Here is a 13,730-nt window from a genome sequence, read left to right as displayed (position 1 = left end):
TGACGGGCGCCGTTCGGCGTCGACAGGATGCACAGACACTTCGATTTCCTCAGGATGCCGCGAAGTTCGACGACGTCGCGGTGCGATCGGCTGTCGCCGACATGCGCGCCGTCATGCGAGCCCGCCGTTGACGGACAGCACCTGCCCCGTCACATAGGCCGCCGCATCGGACACCAGATACGCGACCATCCCCGCGACTTCGTCGGGACGGCCTGCGCGCTGCGCGGGCACGAGCTGCTTGATGCGATCGGCGGGAAACACGTGCTCGGCCATCGGCGATTCGATGATGCCCGGCGCGACCGCATTCACGGTGATGCCGCGCGACGCGAGCTCCAGCGACAGCGACTTCGTCGCGCCGATCAGCCCCGCTTTCGCGGCCGCGTAGTTGACCTGCCCGCGGTTGCCGGTCACGCCCGCGACCGACGCGATGTTGACGATCCGCCCGCGGCGCGTGCGGATCATCGGCAGCAACAGCGGCTGCGTGACATTGAAGAAGCCGTTGAGCGTCACGTCGATCACGCTGTGCCATTGCTGCCGCGACATGCCGGCCATCGGCGCGTCGTCGTGAATGCCCGCGTTGTTGACGAGAATCTGCACCGGTGCGTCGTCGACGAGCCGCGCCAGCGCTGCGCCCGTCATGTCGGCGTCGGTCACGTCGAACGCGATCGCGTGCGCGGTGCCGCCTGCCGCGACGATCCGCTGCGCGACCGCCTCCGCCTGCGCGAGATGGCGGTTCGCGTGCACCCACACTTCATGGCCGGCCTGCGCCAGTGCCGCGCAGATCGCCTGCCCGAGTGCACCGCTGCCGCCCGTCACGAGCGCTCGCATCGAATAGCTCCCTCCATGCGCGTTCCACATTGATCGATGCGTCGGCGAAAACGCGACCGCCGCCGTGCGCCGTCGTCATCGGGCGCGTGCCGCGCCGGCGCGCCGTGCGTGCCGGACCGCGTCCGCGCGCGACGCCGTCACTTCGCGCGATGCGCGGCGACGTAGGCGGCAAGCGCGCCGAGCGTCGCAAAGATCTTCTGGTTGTCGGGGTTGTCCGAGCGCAGCTCGAAGCCGTACTTCTTCGAGATCAGCAGCGCGATTTCGAGGATGTCGATGGAGTCGAGCCCGAAACCTTCCCCATACAGCGGCGTCTCGGCGGTCACTGTGTCGAGCGGGACGTCTTCGAGATTCAGTTCGCCGACGATCAGGGTGGCGAGCTCTTGTTCCAGTGCGTTCATCATGCTTGCAAGCAGGCACCTCACGGCATCGGGAGGCGCCCGGAAACGGCAGTCACGCGCACGCGCGGCGCATGCAAATTCTTCCGTCCCTCCGGCGTCTTCCGGCTACCCCGCCCGCGTTATTTGGGGATCGTTTGGTAAAAGTTACGCGGATTCTAGACGATGGGTATCGGGACGTATACCGCGAAAGGGTTACAGACGTCAGGGCACGCGGCGGCGCCCATTTTGGGACGCGAACGCACGAGACGCTTGAGCCGCTTTGGATGGCTATGAATCGGCCCCGTGGAACCGTGTGTGCGGCACCATACAATCGGTTACAAAACCCGCCGCCGCCTGTCCGGAACACCCGCGGCCGGGGCCCTAAAATGTGCGTGCACGAAAGCCGGCCCGGACGTGCGTTCCGGCCGCCATTCATCTGATGATTGACAGCCCGACGACCGCGTCGGGCCCCACGACTCGCTTCCACGTATCCAGCCATGCCGCGCCAGCCCGTTTTTCCCGTTCCGGTCCGCCCGCCCGTCCGCTGCCGCGATGCGGCCGCCACGCGTGACGGCCGGCTGCGCCGGGCGCCCGGAGGCTGCCGATGAGCGCGCCGCAGCACATCGCGCGCGGCGCCGCCGCGCTCGGCGCGGTGGTCGCCTACCAGGCCGGCGCGCATTACGCGGCCGCGACGCCCGGCGCGCACGGCTTCGGGCTCGCGATGGCGCTCGTGCCGCCGCTGTTGCTCGCGCTCGGCGCGGCGCTGCGCTCGCCGCGGCGCGGCTGGCTCGTCCCCGCGTGGGCGCTTGCCGCCGCGGCGCTGTGGGCCGCGCGCGCGCCGCTCGCGCAGCATTTCGAATGGGGCCTGTATCTGGAGCACCTGAGCTTCAACCTCGCGATGGCGCTGCTGTTCGGCCGCACGCTCGCGGCGGGCCAGGTGCCGCTGTGCACGCGCTTCGCGGCGATGATCCACGGCACCGTCACGCCGGCCGTCGCGCGCTACACGCGGCAGATCACGGTCGCATGGACGCTGTTCTTCGTCGCGATCGCCGCCGTGTCGACGCTGATGTTCGCGACCGCGTCGATCGTCGCATGGTCGACGTTCGCGAACTACCTGTCGCTGCCGCTCGTCGGCGTGATGTTCGCCGCCGAGCATGCGTGCCGGCGCTTCGCGCTGCCGCACGAACCGCGGTCGCGCATGGTCGACGCGGTGCGTGCGTACCGCGCGACAACACAGGCCCCACAAGCCTCGCAGGCCTCACAATGAATTCACGGCCGGCGCGGCGCCGCATCGCGGCCGCGCCGGCTTCCGTTTACGTTTTTGCCGATTTATGCCGACTTACCCGCTGGTATTCCATTCGTCGCCGGACCAGACGATCGCCTGGCGTGACGGCACGCCCGTCACCGTGCGTGCGTTTCTCGCCGACGTCGCCCGCGTCGCCGCCGCGCTGCCCGCGGGCGGCCACGTGTTCAACGTGTGCCGCGACCGCTACCGCTTCACCGTCAGCCTGTGCGCGGCGCTCGTCGCCGGCAAGGTCAGCCTGCTGCCGTCGACGCACACGCCTGAAATGGTCCGCCAGCTCGCGACGTTCGCCCCCGACGCGTTCTGCCTGCACGATGCGCCCGACTGCGCGATCGACCTGCCGCGCTTCGCGTATCCGGACGCCGGGCCCGGCGATGATTCGGACGACGCGCCGTTCGTGGTGCCGCAAATCGACGCGGCGCGGATCATGGCCTACGTGTTCACGTCCGGCTCGACCGGCGCGCCCGTGCCGCACCGCAAGACCTGGGGCTTCCTGGTCGGCTGCGTGCGCGCGGCGGCCGACCGCCTCGGGCTGCTCGACGGCCGTGCGCTCACGCTGATCGGCACGGTGCCCGCGCAGCACATGTACGGCTTCGAGTCGACCGTGCTGCTCGCGCTGATCGGCGGGCTCGCGTTCAGCAACCGCCAGCCGTTCTACCCGAGCGACATCCGCGACGAACTGGCGGCCGTCCCGGAGCCGCGCGTGCTCGTCACGTCGCCGATCCACCTGCGCGCGCTGCTGTCTGCCGGTCACGCGCTGCCGCGCGCGGCGCTCGTGCTGTCGGCAACCGCGCCGCTCGCGGAAAAGCTCGCATGCGAAGCGGAGGCCGCGCTCGGCGCGCCGCTCGTCGAGATCTACGGCAGCACCGAGACCGGCCAGATCGCGACGCGCCGCACGTCGCAGGGCGCGACGTGGGAACTGTTTCCGGAGATCCGCCTCGATGCACGCGACGACCGCGACAACCCCGCCGATGACGACAGCGGGCCGACGGTCTGGGTGTCCGGCGGACACGTCGAGACGCCCGTACCGATGGGCGACGCGCTCGAGCTGCTCGGCGACGGCCGCTTCCTGCTGCACGGCCGCAAGGCGGACCTCATCAACATCGCCGGCAAGCGCACGTCGCTCGCGTACCTGAACCATCAGCTCAACGCGATTCCCGGTGTCGCGGACGGCGTGTTCTTCATGCCCGACGACACCGCGCCGGCGTTCGACTCGGCAGGCTTCGAACCGGTCACGCGCCTCGTCGCGCTCGTCGTCGCGCCGACGCTCGCGGCGGCGGACCTGCAGCGCGCGCTGCGCGAGCGGATCGATCCGGCGTTCATCCCGCGCCCGCTCGTGTTCGTGGACGCGCTGCCGCGCAATGAAACCGGCAAGCTGCCGCGCGACGTGCTCGCCGCGCTCGTCGCGCAGCACGCGCGCGAGGCTGCGGCCGCCCATGCCACCGATACCGCCGTTACTGCCGCCGCTGCCATCGCGCCGCCGGCGTCCGGCCGCGATGCCGGCGATCCCGGCACGCTCGCGTTCACGATCCCCGCCGATCACCCGGCGCTGCCCGGCCACTTCCCCGGCCATCCGATCGTGCCCGGCGTCGTGCTGCTCGACCATGCGATCAACGCGATCGGCGCGGCGCTGAACCGCCCGCTGCACGCGTGGCGGCTCGGCTCCGCGAAATTCCTGAGCCCGGTCGCGCCCGGCGAGCCGCTCGATCTCGCACTCGATGCGGCGGCGAGCGGCGCGATCCGCTTCACGGTGCGCGCCGGCCGCCGCGACGTCGCGACCGGCGTGCTGTCCGCGCCGCCGGCCGCGCAGGATGCCGTGCAGCCATGAAGCGCACCGCATGGGCCAAACGCCAGGAACGCAGCAACGCCGGGTTGCTGCGCGCGATGACGTGGATCTCGCTGCGCTTCGGGCGGCGGCGCGCGCGCGCCGTGCTGCATCTCGTCGCCGCGTATTTCGTGCTGTTCTCGCCGGCCGCGTGCGCCGCGTCGCGCGACTACCTGGGCCGCGTGCTCGGCCGCCCCGCGCGGTGGCGCGACGTGTACCGGCACGTGTTCACGTTCGCGGCGACGATCCACGACCGCATCTACCTGATGAACGAACGCTTCGACCTGTTCGACATCCGCCTGCACGGCGAGACGCTCGTCGACGACGCGCTTGCCGGCGGCCGCGGCGCTTTCCTGATGGGGGCGCACCTCGGCAGCTTCGAGGTCGTGCGCGCGCTCGGCCGCACGCAGCCGGACCTGCGCGTTGTCGTCACGATGTATGAAGAGAACGCGCGCAAGATCAACGCGACGCTTGCCGCCGTGAATCCCGCCGCGAAGCCGGAAGTGATCGGCCTCGGGCAGGTCGACTCGATGCTGAAGGTGCGCGAGCGCCTCGACGCGAACTGCATGGTCGGCATGCTCGCCGACCGCACGCTGCTCGACGACGCGGCCGCGTCGCTGCGGCGGCTGCCGTTTCTCGGCGCGCACGCCGCGTTCCCGCTCGGGCCGCTGTACATGGCCGCGATGCTGCGGCGCCCGGTGATCTTCATGACGGGCCTCTATCGCGACGGCAACCGCTACGATGTGCACTTCGAGCCGCTCGCCGACTTCTCCGACGTGCGGCGCGATGCCCGCGCGGCGGCCGTCGACGCCGCGCTCGCGCGCTACGTCGCGCTGCTCGACAAGTACTGCCGCGCGGCGCCGTACAACTGGTTCAACTATTTCGATTTCTGGCAGGGCGGCGAGGCCGCCGCCGCGCGCCGCGCCGATGCGCCCGCGTGCGCCGACCTGTCCGCCACGAGGGACCTCTGACGCATGACCGCCCTTCGCCCCCTTCGTCATTTCCCGCTCGCGCTGCGCCGCGCCGTCCGCACGCTCGCGATTGCCGCTGCCGCCGCCACGGTCGCGCTGGCCGCGCCCGCGCACGCGGCCGACACGGGTTCGACCTGGAACCTCGACACGCTGATGGCGACGCTCGCGCAGCACAAGTCCGGGCGCGCGACGTTCACCGAGACGAAGTACCTGTCGATCGCCGCGCAGCCGCTCGAATCGTCCGGCGAGCTCGTGTTCGTCGCGCCCGATCATCTCGAGAAGCACACGCTGAGCCCGAAGCCCGAACATCTCGTCGTCGACGGCGACATGCTGACCGTCGAGCGCAACAACCGCAAATACACGCTCGCGCTCGCCCGCTATCCGGAACTCGGCGCGTTCATCGACAGTATCCGCGCGACGCTCGCCGGCAACCGCTTCGCGCTGGAACAGGTGTACAAGGTCGCGCTGACGGGGCGCGGCGACGACTGGACGCTGACGCTCACGCCGCTCGACACGCGGATGCTGAAAGTGGTCAGCACGATCACCCTCGACGGCACGCGCGACGTATTGCGCAGCGTCGCGATCCGCCAGGCCGACGGCGACCATTCGCTGATGCGGCTGCAACCCGTTCCGGCGAACTGATGGACGAACGCACCCGGCCCGCGCCCGTCGCCCGCGGCCTGCACGTGTTGCAGCGGCGCGCGGTGCTCGTGTGGCTGCTCGGCCTGCTCGCGTGCGGGTTCGCGATCGGCCGCGCGAGTTTCACGGCCGACCTGTCCGCGTTCCTGCCGCGCTCGCCGAGCGCCGGGCAGCGCGTGCTCGTCGACCAGCTACGCGACGGCCTCGTGTCGCGGCTGATCCTCGTCGCGATCGACGGCGGCGATGCGGCGACGCGCGCGGCGCTGTCGCGGCGCATCGCCGGCACGCTGCGTGCGGACCCGCAGTTCGCGGCGGTCAACAACGGCGAAGCCGCCAACGATGCGCGCGACCAGCAGTTCGTGTTCGACCACCGCTACCTGCTGAGCCCGGCCGTGACGCCGCAGCGCTTCACCGCCGACGGCCTGCACGGCGCGCTCGGCGACAGCCTCGATCTGCTGGGCTCGTCCGCGGGCCTCGTCGCGAAGGCGATGCTGCCGCGCGACCCGACGGGCGAAGTCTCCGCGCTCGTCGGCCAGCTCGACAGCAGCGCGCAACCGGCGGTGCGCGACGGCGTGTGGGCATCGCGCGACGGCGCGCGCGCGGTGCTCGTCGCGCAGACGGCCGCCGCCGGCTCCGACACCGACGCACAGGCGCGCGCGATCGACGCGGTGCGCAGCGCGTTCGCCGCCGCGACGCACGCGGTGCCGAACGCGGCCGCGTACTCGCTCGCCATGACGGGCCCCGGCGTGTTCTCGGTCGACACACGCGACACGATCCGGCACGACGTCGAGCGGCTGTCGACGGCGAGCGTCGTGCTGATCGTCGCGCTGCTGCTGACGCTGTACCGCTCGCCGCGCACGCTCGCGCTCGGGCTGTTGCCGGTGCTGTCGGGCGTCGCGGCCGGGATCGCGGCGGTCAGCGTCGCGTTCGGCACGGTTCACGGCCTGACGCTCGGCTTTGGCACGACGCTGATCGGTGAAGCGGTCGACTACTCGATCTACCTGTTCGTGCAATCGGCGCAGGCCGGCCCGCGCGGCGCCGCGCGCCCGGCCGATGCGACGCGCGCGTGGGTCGCCGCGTACTGGCCGACGATCCGCCTCGGCGTGCTGACGTCCGTGTGCGGTTTCGCGTCGATGCTGTTCTCCGGATTCCCGGGCCTCGTGCAACTCGGGCTGTATTCGATCGCCGGGCTGACGGCTGCCGCGCTTGTCACGCGCTTCGTGCTGCCGCATCTGCGCGGCGACCATGTCGCGATCCGCGACGTGTCGCGCATCGGCGCGGTGCTCGCGCGTGCGGCGGGCGCCGCGCCGCGGCTGCGCTGGCCGCTGGCGGCGCTCGTGGCCGCCGCGTGCGCGACGCTCGCGCTGCACGCCGACGGCTTGTGGAGCCGCGAGCTCGCCGCGCTGAGCCCGGTGCCGGCGCGCGCGCAGGCGCTCGACGCGCGGCTGCGCGCCGACGTCGGTGCGCCCGACGTGCGCTACCTCGTCGTGATTTCCGCAGCGACCGAGCAGGCGGCGCTCGAAGGCGCGGAGAAAGTCGCCGCGCAACTGCAGCCGCTCGTCGACAGCGGTGCGCTCGCGGGCTTCGACAGCCCCGCACGCTTCCTGCCGAGCGATGCCGCGCAACGCGCGCGGCAGGCGAGCCTGCCGGACGCGGACGTGCTCGCCGCGCGGATGCGCAACGCCGTCGCGAACCAGCCGATCGCGGTGAAGCCCGACCTGTTCGCGCCGTTCATCGCCGATGTCGACACCGCGCGCCACGCGCCGCTGCTGACGCGCGCGGACCTGCGCGGCACGTCGATGGCACTCGCCGTCGATGCGCTGCTGACCGAGCGCGCGGGCCGCTGGAGCGCGATGCTGGCGCTGCGTGCGCCGGACGCCGCGCAGCCCGCGAAGGGGCTCGACGCGGCGCCGATCCGCACCGCCGTCGCACGCGCGGGCGTGCCCGACGCCCTCTTCGTCGACATGAAGGCCGAGGCCGACCGCCTTTACGTGAACTATGTGCACGAAGACATCCGGCTGTCGCTCGCGGGCTTCGCGGCGATCGCCGTGCTGCTGCTGATCGCGCTGCGCTCGCCGCGCCGCGTCGTGCGCGCGCTCGCGCCGCTCGTCGCGGCCGTGCTGGTCGTCGCCGCGGGCTTCGCGCTCGCCGGCGTGGAGCTGACGATCCTGCACCTGGTCGGGATGCTGCTGATCGTCGCGGTCGGCTCGAACTATGCGCTGTTCTTCTGCAAGCGCGGCGACGCGCAGTCCGTCACACCGTACACGCTCGTGTCGCTGCTGATCGCGAACCTCGCGACGGTCGCCGGTTTCGGCCTGCTCGCGCTGTCGCGCGTGCCGCTCCTCGAAACCTTCGGGCTGACCGTCGGCCCGGGCGCGATCCTCGCACTCGCGTTCGCGGCGATCCTCGCCCCGCAGGCCGCCGCAGCGCCCGGCGATCGTCCGCACGGAGGCCACGCATGAACGCACCGTCATCCGTTCCGCCGCCGCAGCGGCAACCTGGCGACGCGCGCCGCTGGAAGCCGACGCCGCTGATCGCGGGCGCAGCCGCGCTGCACGCGGGCGCGGCCGCCGCCGTCGTCGCGCAGCCGGCCGCGTGGCCGTGGGCCGTCGGCGGCGTGATCGCGTCGCATCTCGCGCTGACGGCGGCGGGCCTGTGGCCGAAGAGCGCGCTGCTCGGCCCGAACTGGACCCGCCTGCCGGCCGGCGCGGGCCGCCGGATCGCGCTGACGATCGACGACGGCCCGGATCCTGACGTCACGCCGCGCGTGCTCGACCTGCTCGATCGGTACGACGCGCACGCGACGTTCTTCTGCATCGGCGACCTCGCGCGCCGACACCCGCAGTGGATCGAAGCGATCGTCGCGCGCGGCCATGCGGTCGAGAACCACAGCCAGCGGCACCGGCATACGTTCTCGCTGTCGGGGCCCGCCGCATTGCGGCGCGAGATCGCGGCCGCGCAGCAGACGCTGACCGAGATCAGCGGCACGCGTCCGCTGTTCTTCCGCGCGCCCGCGGGCCTGCGCAATCCGTTTCTCGAACCGGTGCTGTGCGAACTCGGCCTGCAGCTCGCGACCTGGACGCGGCGCGGTTTCGACACGCGTGCGCGCGACGCGGGCACGGTCGCGCGCCGCCTGCTGCAGGGGCTCGCGCCGCGCGACATCCTGCTCGTCCACGACGGCCATGCGGCGCGCGATGCGCGCGGCGAGCCGGTCGTGCTCGACGTGCTGCCGGCGGTGTTGCGCGCGGCCGCCGACGCGCAACTGCGCTGGACCACGCTGCGCGCCGCGCTCGCGCCAGAGCCGCCCGGGGCGCCGGTCGGCCAGCCGGCCGTCCAGGATCACCCGTTTGATAAAATTTGAGCACGATCGGCGCGCCCGTCCAGCTCCGCTGCGGCGCCCGCTCCGGCCACCGGATTCGACCCTCGTGAAACCACTGCTGATCTCGCACTTCACCGCCACCAGCTGCATCGGCCGCGGCCTCGACGCGACGCTCGACGCGCTGCGCAATGCCCGCGGCGGCCTCGCGCCGTGCGACTTCGAGCGCGCGGACCTCGATACGTGGATCGGCGCCGTGCATGGCGTCGACGCGCAGCCCGTGCGCACCGACCTCGCCGATTTCGAATGCCGCAACAACCGCCTCGCGCAGCTCGGCCTCATGCAGGACGGCTTCGGCGAGCGCGTCGCGGCGGCCGTGTCCCGCTACGGCGCGGCGCGCGTCGGCGTGTTCATCGGCACGAGCACGGCCGGCATCCTCGAGACCGAGCGCGCCTACCAGCGCCGCGATCCGGACAGCGGCGCGCTGCCTGCCAACTTCCGCTACGCGCACACGCACAACCCGTATTCGCCGGCCGCGTTCGTGCGCGCGTATTTCGCGCTGCGCGGCCCGGCGATGGCGATCTCGTCCGCGTGCTCGTCCGGCGCGAAGGTGTTCGGCTCCGCGCGCCGCATGATCGAGGCGGGCCTGATCGACGCAGCCGTCGTCGGCGGCGTCGATTCGCTGTGCCTGACGACGCTGTACGGCTTCAACTCGCTCGAACTGCTGTCGCGCCGGCCGTGCCGGCCGTTCGATGTCGCGCGCGACGGCATCTCGATCGGCGAGGCCGCGGCGTTCGCGCTTGTCGAGCGCGCGCCCGCATCGCCCGCCGCGCTCGACGACGACGCGATCCTGCTGCTCGGCCTCGGCGAATCGAGCGACGCGCATCACATGTCGTCGCCGCATCCTGAAGGGCTCGGCGCGCGCGTCGCGATCGAGCAGGCGCTCGCCTCGGCCGGCCTCGGCGCGGGCGACATCGACTACCTCAACCTGCACGGCACCGCGACGCCGAGCAACGACGCGGCCGAGAGCCGCGCGGTCGACGCGCTGTTCGACCGCACGCCGTGCAGCTCGACGAAGGGCGCGACCGGGCACACGCTCGGCGCCGCGGGCGCGCTCGAGGCGGTCGTCGCCGCACTCGCGCTGCGCGAGCAGTTCGTGCCGGCCGGCGTCAACACCACGCATCCCGATCCGGCGCTCGCGCTCGACTACGTGCTCGCGAGCCGCGATGCCCGCGTGCGCACCGTCCTCACCAATTCGTTCGGCTTCGGCGGCACGAATTGCAGCCTGATTTTCGGCCGCGCCGACCGCGCGCACCGCTGACCGACGCCATGAGACTCACTGCCTACATCGAAAGCATCGGCCTGATCGGGCCGGGATTGAGCGACTGGCCCGACGCGGCCGACGTGCTCGCGGGCCGCACGGCCTATGCGCACGCGCGCACCGTGCTGCCGCCGCCCGTCGGCCTGCCGTCGGCCGAGCGGCGCCGCACGGGCCCGGTCGTGCGCGTCGCGCTCGCGGCCGGCCACGAGGCAGTGGCCGCGAGCGGGCGCGATGCGGCGACGCTCGCAACCGTGTTCAGCGCATCCGGCGGCGACGGCCACAACTGCCACGCGATCTGCGAAACCCTCGCGAGCGACGATCGGCACCTGTCGCCGACGCGCTTCCACAATTCCGTGCACAACGCGCCGGCCGGCTACTGGAGCATCGCGACCCGCGCGATGGCGACGTCGAACGTGCTGTGCGCGCACGACGGCAGCTTTGCCGCGGGTCTGCTCGAAAGCCTGTGCCAGGTCGCGGTCGATCGCGTGCCGAGCCTGCTGATCGCCTACGACACCGACTATCCTGAACCGCTGCACGCGGCGCGGCCGATCGTCGACGCGTTCGGCGTCGCGATCGTGCTCGCGCCGGTGCTTGGGCCGGATTCGCGCACGTCGTCGCTCGCACGCATCGACGTGCAGCTCACCGACGCCCCCGCAACGACGCTCGCGTCGCCCGAACTCGAAGCGTTGCGCGTCGGCAATCCGGCCGCGCGCGCGCTGCCGCTGCTCGACGCGCTCGCTGCGCGACGTTCGGCCAGCGTCGTGCTCGACTATCTGGCGGATACGCGGGTGCAGGTCGACGTCGCAATGGCGGAACACATCGCGGAACCCGTCGCGGAGCACGCGCGATGACGGCCACGGGCACCCTCGCGCCGCCGCTCGACCACGCATGGATCGCCGCGCACATTCCGCACGGCGGCGCAATGTGCGTGCTCGATACGGTCGACACGTGGGACGCTGTGCGGATCCGCTGCACGGCGACGAGCCACCGCGATCCGCACAATCCGCTGCGCTCGCAGGGCCGGCTTGCGTCGGTCTGCGGAATCGAATACGCGGCGCAGGCAATGGCCGTGCATGGCGCGCTGCTCGGCGCGCCGCAGGACCGCCCGCGCGTCGGCTATCTCGCGAGCGTGCGCAGCGTCGACGCGTTCGTCGATCGTCTCGACGCGAGCGATATGCCGGACCTGCCGCTGACCGTCGAAGCCGAACGCCTGAGCGGCGACGGCAACTCCGTGCTGTACGGCTTCACGCTCCGCTGCGGCGAGCGCGTGCTGCTGACCGGCCGCGCCGCGGTGATGCTCGACGCATCGGCGGCCGGCGCGCTTCGTCCGCCGCCTGCCGGCCGTGCGGATCCTCGTTGAATACTGTTATGGGAATCAGGTCGTGAAAGGTCGTCAGTTCATTTGCACCGCGTTCATTCTTGCGCTGATCAGCCCGATCGCGCACGCGGACATGTCCGAAGTGAAGCAGGACATCAAGCGCGATTCGAAGGAAGCCGCGCACAAGACCGGCGAAGCTGCGCGCAGCTTCGGCCATGCCACCGCCAGCGCCGCGAAGACGGTCGGCCACGGCGTCGCGCATGCGTCGCGCGAAGGCTGGGACGCCACCAAGCGCACGACCAAGCGGGTGTTCCACAAGGACAGCAAGAGCGATTGATTACGGGCGACGGACTGCGTGTGCGGGACGTTCCTGCGCTCGTGAGCGGTGTCGCGCACGCCCGACCGCGCATCGGCGTCGGCGTCGGCGTCAGCGTCGACGAACGACGACGAGGCGGGCGAAAGCGGGATGCCGTACGCGGCTTCCGCTGATCGTCACTCCGGTCACTCCGCCGCGCCGCCCTGCCGCGACGCGGCAACCGTCATCGCCGGCCGCCTCGCGCGCGCCGGTCCCGCCGCACCGCGCCGCTCGCGGCGCGCTTGCCGTATGCCGCGAGCCAGCAGTCGCGATGATCGAAGTCCCGCAGCAGGCGCGCACGGCGCCGCTCGAGCCAATGGAGCACGATCGTCATCGTCAGTGCGACGCCCAGCGCCGATCCGCCGATCGCGAGTCCCATCCAGGTATCACCCATGCCGCCTCCGGAATGCGCGGCCGGCGCAACGCGCGTGCACGCTGCCCCGGCGCGGGATACTGCGGGAGCACGGCCCGGGCGCGCGCGAATGCCGCCCGGGCCGCCGCGCGTCAATGCATGTGCTGGCCGCCGTTGATCGCGATGTTGGAGCCCGTCACGAAGCCCGCCTCTTCCGAGCACAGGTACGCGACGAGGCCCGCGACTTCCTCGGGCTTGCCGAGCCGGCCGGCCGGGATTTGCGGCAGGATCTTCGTGTCGAGGACTTCCTGCGGGATCGCCGTCACCATCTTCGTCGCGAGGTAGCCCGGCGACACCGTGTTCACCGTGACGCCCTTGCGCGCGACTTCGAGCGCGAGCGACTTCGTGAAGCCGTGCATGCCGGCCTTCGCGGCCGCGTAGTTGGTCTGGCCGACCGAGCCCTTCGAGCCGTTCACCGACGAGATGTTGACGATCCGGCCCCAGCCGCGCTCGACCATCCCTTCGCAAACCGGCTTGGTCATGTTGAACACGGAGTCGAGGTTGGTGCGGATCACCGCGTCCCAGTTGACCTTGTCGAGCTTGCGGAACGTCATGTCGCGCGTGATGCCCGCATTGTTCACCAGCACGTCGATCGGGCCGACGTCCTGCACGATCTTCTCCACGCATTGCTGGCACGAGTCGTGGTCGGCCACATCCACCGGATAGGCGCGGAACTCGCGGCCCGCGGCATGCATCTCGGTCAACCAGCGGTCAGCGCCAGTGTTGTTCGGCGAATACGTGACGACCACCTGGTAGCCCGCATCGTGCAACTTGATGCTGATTGCCTCGCCGAGGCCGCCCATTCCACCTGTCACAACTGCAATTCGCTTAGTCATCCTATGAGTTACAGACAATTGAAGTAATCGATGATGTGGCGCGGCAACGTGGCACACGCCGCCGTGCACACCGCTTCAATGCGCTGCCGGCCTGGTCTGGCCAACCGGCGCGGCACGCGCATCGCACACTCGCGCGACTTGTTGTGTACGGCTTGTCCAGCGCGAAAAACGTCTGGCGCGCGGACGGGCGACTGCCTGCCCGCGCGCCGTGGGGTTCAAACCTTCAGTC

At 71.6% G+C, this 13,730-nt stretch carries 14 protein-coding genes; 10 read left to right on the top strand and 4 right to left on the bottom strand.

Annotation, left to right across the window (positions count from 1 at the left end):
• Positions 1-111: 111 nt before the first annotated feature.
• Positions 112-828: a 3-oxoacyl-ACP reductase FabG gene (gene fabG, locus ACV229_RS34830; RefSeq protein WP_448087616.1), complete on the bottom strand. Its 717-nt coding sequence runs from the start codon at positions 826-828 to the stop codon at positions 112-114.
• 137 nt (positions 829-965) lie between these two features.
• Positions 966-1,229, bottom strand: coding sequence for a phosphopantetheine-binding protein (locus ACV229_RS34825; protein ID WP_448087615.1), 264 nt, complete (start codon positions 1,227-1,229; stop codon positions 966-968).
• A 580-nt stretch (positions 1,230-1,809) separates the two neighbouring features.
• On the opposite strand from ACV229_RS34825, the gene ACV229_RS34820 reads away from it, so the two are divergent.
• From ACV229_RS34820 to ACV229_RS34775, 10 genes are all read left to right on the top strand, one after another.
• Positions 1,810-2,472 (top strand): hypothetical protein, encoded by a 663-nt coding sequence (locus ACV229_RS34820; protein ID WP_448087614.1) that lies wholly within the window; start codon positions 1,810-1,812, stop codon positions 2,470-2,472.
• 64 nt (positions 2,473-2,536) lie between these two features.
• A complete protein-coding gene (locus ACV229_RS34815; RefSeq protein WP_448087613.1) occupies positions 2,537-4,336 on the top strand; it encodes an AMP-binding protein in 1,800 nt (599 codons plus the stop codon).
• On the top strand, positions 4,333-5,304 hold the full coding sequence (locus ACV229_RS34810; protein WP_448087612.1) for an LpxL/LpxP family acyltransferase: 972 nt from the start codon (positions 4,333-4,335) through the stop codon (positions 5,302-5,304). Before ACV229_RS34815 ends, ACV229_RS34810 begins: the two co-directional genes overlap by 4 nt.
• A gap of 3 nt (positions 5,305-5,307) precedes the next feature.
• The gene (locus ACV229_RS34805; RefSeq protein WP_448087611.1) at positions 5,308-5,946 is read left to right on the top strand and encodes an outer membrane lipoprotein carrier protein LolA; all 639 of its coding nucleotides are present in this window, start codon (positions 5,308-5,310) and stop codon (positions 5,944-5,946) included.
• The gene (locus ACV229_RS34800) at positions 5,946-8,405 is read left to right on the top strand and encodes an MMPL family transporter (protein ID WP_448087610.1); all 2,460 of its coding nucleotides are present in this window, start codon (positions 5,946-5,948) and stop codon (positions 8,403-8,405) included. Before ACV229_RS34805 ends, ACV229_RS34800 begins: the two co-directional genes overlap by 1 nt.
• Complete coding sequence (locus tag ACV229_RS34795) at positions 8,402-9,304, top strand: polysaccharide deacetylase family protein (RefSeq protein WP_448087609.1); 903 nt, start codon at positions 8,402-8,404, stop codon at positions 9,302-9,304. Before ACV229_RS34800 ends, ACV229_RS34795 begins: the two co-directional genes overlap by 4 nt.
• A gap of 64 nt (positions 9,305-9,368) precedes the next feature.
• The gene (locus tag ACV229_RS34790; RefSeq protein WP_448087608.1) at positions 9,369-10,580 is read left to right on the top strand and encodes a beta-ketoacyl-[acyl-carrier-protein] synthase family protein; all 1,212 of its coding nucleotides are present in this window, start codon (positions 9,369-9,371) and stop codon (positions 10,578-10,580) included.
• Positions 10,581-10,588: 8 nt separating this feature from the next.
• Complete coding sequence (locus ACV229_RS34785; RefSeq protein WP_448087607.1) at positions 10,589-11,431, top strand: beta-ketoacyl synthase chain length factor; 843 nt, start codon at positions 10,589-10,591, stop codon at positions 11,429-11,431.
• A complete protein-coding gene (locus ACV229_RS34780) occupies positions 11,428-11,940 on the top strand; it encodes a hotdog family protein (protein WP_448087606.1) in 513 nt (170 codons plus the stop codon). Before ACV229_RS34785 ends, ACV229_RS34780 begins: the two co-directional genes overlap by 4 nt.
• 22 nt (positions 11,941-11,962) lie before the next feature.
• Positions 11,963-12,235: a hypothetical protein gene (locus ACV229_RS34775; RefSeq protein WP_448087605.1), complete on the top strand. Its 273-nt coding sequence runs from the start codon at positions 11,963-11,965 to the stop codon at positions 12,233-12,235.
• Between the two features lie 202 nt (positions 12,236-12,437).
• On the opposite strand, the gene ACV229_RS34770 is transcribed toward ACV229_RS34775, so the two are convergent.
• Together ACV229_RS34770 and phbB are read right to left on the bottom strand one after the other, a co-directional pair.
• Positions 12,438-12,647: a hypothetical protein gene (locus ACV229_RS34770; RefSeq protein WP_448087604.1), complete on the bottom strand. Its 210-nt coding sequence runs from the start codon at positions 12,645-12,647 to the stop codon at positions 12,438-12,440.
• 110 nt (positions 12,648-12,757) lie between these two features.
• Positions 12,758-13,501, bottom strand: coding sequence for an acetoacetyl-CoA reductase (gene phbB, locus ACV229_RS34765; protein ID WP_448087603.1), 744 nt, complete (start codon positions 13,499-13,501; stop codon positions 12,758-12,760).
• Between the last annotated feature and the right edge of the window lie 229 nt (positions 13,502-13,730).

This window comes from Burkholderia sp. MR1-5-21 (genome assembly GCF_053427715.1).
The sequence above is the reverse complement of the archived record's forward strand: the minus strand, read 5'-3'. Positions and strand labels throughout refer to the sequence as shown.

Coding starts and splice junctions, on each gene's coding strand:
- fabG (WP_448087616.1), bottom strand. CDS start 828: ATGCGAGCGCTCGTGACGGGCGGCAGCGGTGCACTCGGGCAGGCGATC.
- ACV229_RS34825 (WP_448087615.1), bottom strand. CDS start 1,229: ATGATGAACGCACTGGAACAAGAGCTCGCCACCCTGATCGTCGGCGAA.
- ACV229_RS34820 (WP_448087614.1), top strand. CDS start 1,810: ATGAGCGCGCCGCAGCACATCGCGCGCGGCGCCGCCGCGCTCGGCGCG.
- ACV229_RS34815 (WP_448087613.1), top strand. CDS start 2,537: ATGCCGACTTACCCGCTGGTATTCCATTCGTCGCCGGACCAGACGATC.
- ACV229_RS34810 (WP_448087612.1), top strand. CDS start 4,333: ATGAAGCGCACCGCATGGGCCAAACGCCAGGAACGCAGCAACGCCGGG.
- ACV229_RS34805 (WP_448087611.1), top strand. CDS start 5,308: ATGACCGCCCTTCGCCCCCTTCGTCATTTCCCGCTCGCGCTGCGCCGC.
- ACV229_RS34800 (WP_448087610.1), top strand. CDS start 5,946: ATGGACGAACGCACCCGGCCCGCGCCCGTCGCCCGCGGCCTGCACGTG.
- ACV229_RS34795 (WP_448087609.1), top strand. CDS start 8,402: ATGAACGCACCGTCATCCGTTCCGCCGCCGCAGCGGCAACCTGGCGAC.
- ACV229_RS34785 (WP_448087607.1), top strand. CDS start 10,589: ATGAGACTCACTGCCTACATCGAAAGCATCGGCCTGATCGGGCCGGGA.
- ACV229_RS34780 (WP_448087606.1), top strand. CDS start 11,428: ATGACGGCCACGGGCACCCTCGCGCCGCCGCTCGACCACGCATGGATC.
- ACV229_RS34770 (WP_448087604.1), bottom strand. CDS start 12,647: ATGGGTGATACCTGGATGGGACTCGCGATCGGCGGATCGGCGCTGGGC.
- phbB (WP_448087603.1), bottom strand. CDS start 13,501: ATGACTAAGCGAATTGCAGTTGTGACAGGTGGAATGGGCGGCCTCGGC.